Origin of the sequence: Streptomyces sp. WAC04114, from assembly GCF_019733245.1 — a bacterium.
In the GTDB taxonomy this organism is placed as follows: Bacteria; Actinomycetota; Actinomycetes; order Streptomycetales; family Streptomycetaceae; genus Streptomyces; species Streptomyces massasporeus_A.
On sequence record NZ_JAIGQA010000346.1, the window covers coordinates 1 to 2,217 of the forward strand.

Consider the following 2,217-nt stretch of genomic DNA (forward strand, 5'->3'; position numbering starts at 1 on the left):
CCGCTGGGCCGCCCCTGGCGCGCCGCCGCCCGGGAGGGTCTGCGCCGCCGCGCGTGCCGTGTTGCCGCCGTGGCGGCGCAGGGGCTGCAGGATGGTGGCGCGCTCGGCGTGTTCCATCGGGCTGAGCGCGCCACCATCCTGGAGGCACTGCGCCGCCGCGCGTGCCTTGTTGCCGCCGTGGCGGCGCAGTGCCTCCAGGATGGTGGCGCGCTCGGCGTGTTCCATCGGGCTGAGCGGGCGTGCGGCCGGCCCTTCTCGCACGGCGTCCGGCAGTTCCGGCCGGCGGACCGGCCCCGAAACCCGCCGGCGCTCCGCCAAGGCCCGGACGACATGGGCCAGCTCGGTGACGTTGCCCGGCCAGGCGTAGAGCTCGAGGGCGCGCAGGGCGTCCAGTGTCCAGGTCAGCGGCGGCTGCCCGAGGGCCGGCCGAGGGGCCAGGGCCGGGAGCAGCTCCCGGATGTCCTCGGTGCGTTCCCGTAGCGGGGGCAGGGTCACCGAACGTGCGGACAGCTTGTCCAGCAGGCGTTGCAGGCACGGGCCGACCGGAGTGCCGGGCGTGTACGTGATCAGCAGCCGGGTGTCCGGGTGCGTGTCGAGCAAGGAGTTGAGCGCGGCCACGCCGGGCTGCGCCAGACGCTCGGCGTGCCGGAGCAGAAGCGGCCGACCGGCCGGCCACGCAGGCAGGGTCCGGTCGAGTCCGGCGTCCTGCGCGGCGTCGACGACCTGGACCGTCTCCGCGCCGAGCAGCTCCCGGCCCAGCGCTGACTTGCCGGTGCCGCGCTCACCGGTCAGCAGCAGCGGCTCCGGCGACCGCACCAGCTCGACCGCGCGTCCGACGGCGTGCCGCCACGGGACCGAGGAGCCGGTGAGTCCGACCGGCGGGCGCGGCGGGGCCGATGCCGACGGCATGGGATCTCCCAGCGGTTCCAGGACGGCGACGACACCGATGACCGTGCCGTCGTCCAGACGCACGGGGGTGACCTGCGCCGTGCACCCGGCGTCCTCGGGCAACCCCGCCTCACCCACACCGTCCCCACGGCGCGCGTTCACCGCCACGCGCTCCAGCGCCTCCAGCACCTTGGGCGTCAGGAGCCGCTGGGCTCCGTCACTGACCAGCCGGTTGCGGCCGTCCACGGCGGCCACCGCCCGTCCCGCTCCGCGCGCGGCCCTCTCGGCCTCAGTCGTGGCCCTCTCGGCCCCGGGCCTGGCCCTCTCGGCCCCGGGCCTGGCCCTCTCGGCCTCAGGCGTCGCCCTCTCGGCGGCACGCGTGGCCCTCTCGGCCTCAGGCGTGGCCCCCTCGGCCCCGGGCGTCGCCCTCTCGGCCTCAGGCGTGGCCCCCTCGGCCCCGCGCACAGCCCCGTCCGCCCCACTCGTGCCCCGGTCGGCCCCGTCCGTCTCACGCCCCGTCCCATCCGGCCCGGCTGCCCGCAGATACGCGTCCAGCAGGACCCGCTCGTCCCGGCCTGCTCGTGCCCGCAGCTCCGTCTCGACCGCGGCCCTGGTGGCCTCGGCGAGTGCCGCCTGCGGGTGGGGCGGAAGCGTGGCGCACAGCCGCGAGGCGACGGTCACCGTTCCGAGTACCTGCCCGCTCTCCGGCCCGAGCACCGGGACGCTCACGGCGGAGACGTCCTGCCACCGGTCGAGGAAGTGCTCGGGTCCGTGGACCTCGGCCCGGTTCCGGGTGCGCAGGGCGAGAGCCGCGCTGTTGTGGCCGACCTCCTGCTCCGACAGGCCGCTGCACGCGCCGAACCCGGGTACGCTCCCGGCCGTCCACAGCACGCGCAGCCGCTCGTCGGTCAGGACGAGCAGCGACCCGCCCGCGCCCAGGGCGGGGACGATCCGGTCGAGGACCGGCCGGGCGGCGCCGAGCAGCGCCGAGTCCCCGGAGAGCGGAGGACACGCCACCGGCTCCTCCAAGTCGTGCGGCACGCCGAAGAACCGGGCTCGCCGCCACGCCGCGACGACCTCCTCCGGCACGCCGTGGGGCAGCGGACGCCCCGACAGGAACCGCTCGCGGGCGACGCGCATCGAGGGCCGGGCGGTGGAGGCTGCGGGGGAGGGATCTGTGGTGGTCACGGCACAGCCCACCGTAGCGGGTTCAGTTGAACAGGAAACAACTGCGGGTCCGGCCGCCGCACTCGGACGACAACCCGGTGTCTCGTAATGAGACACCCGCGCCCGGCGGAAAAGCCCCATGATCATGCACGTCCCGCGTCC

At 76.1% G+C, this 2,217-nt stretch carries 1 protein-coding gene; it reads right to left on the bottom strand.

Going from position 1 to position 2,217, the window contains the following annotated elements; all coding sequences use genetic code 11:
- On the bottom strand, nt 1-2,076 hold a 2,076-nt coding region (locus tag K4G64_RS39040), incomplete at its 3' end, for a hypothetical protein (RefSeq protein ID WP_308122612.1).
- Nucleotides 2,077-2,217 lie beyond the last annotated feature (141 nt).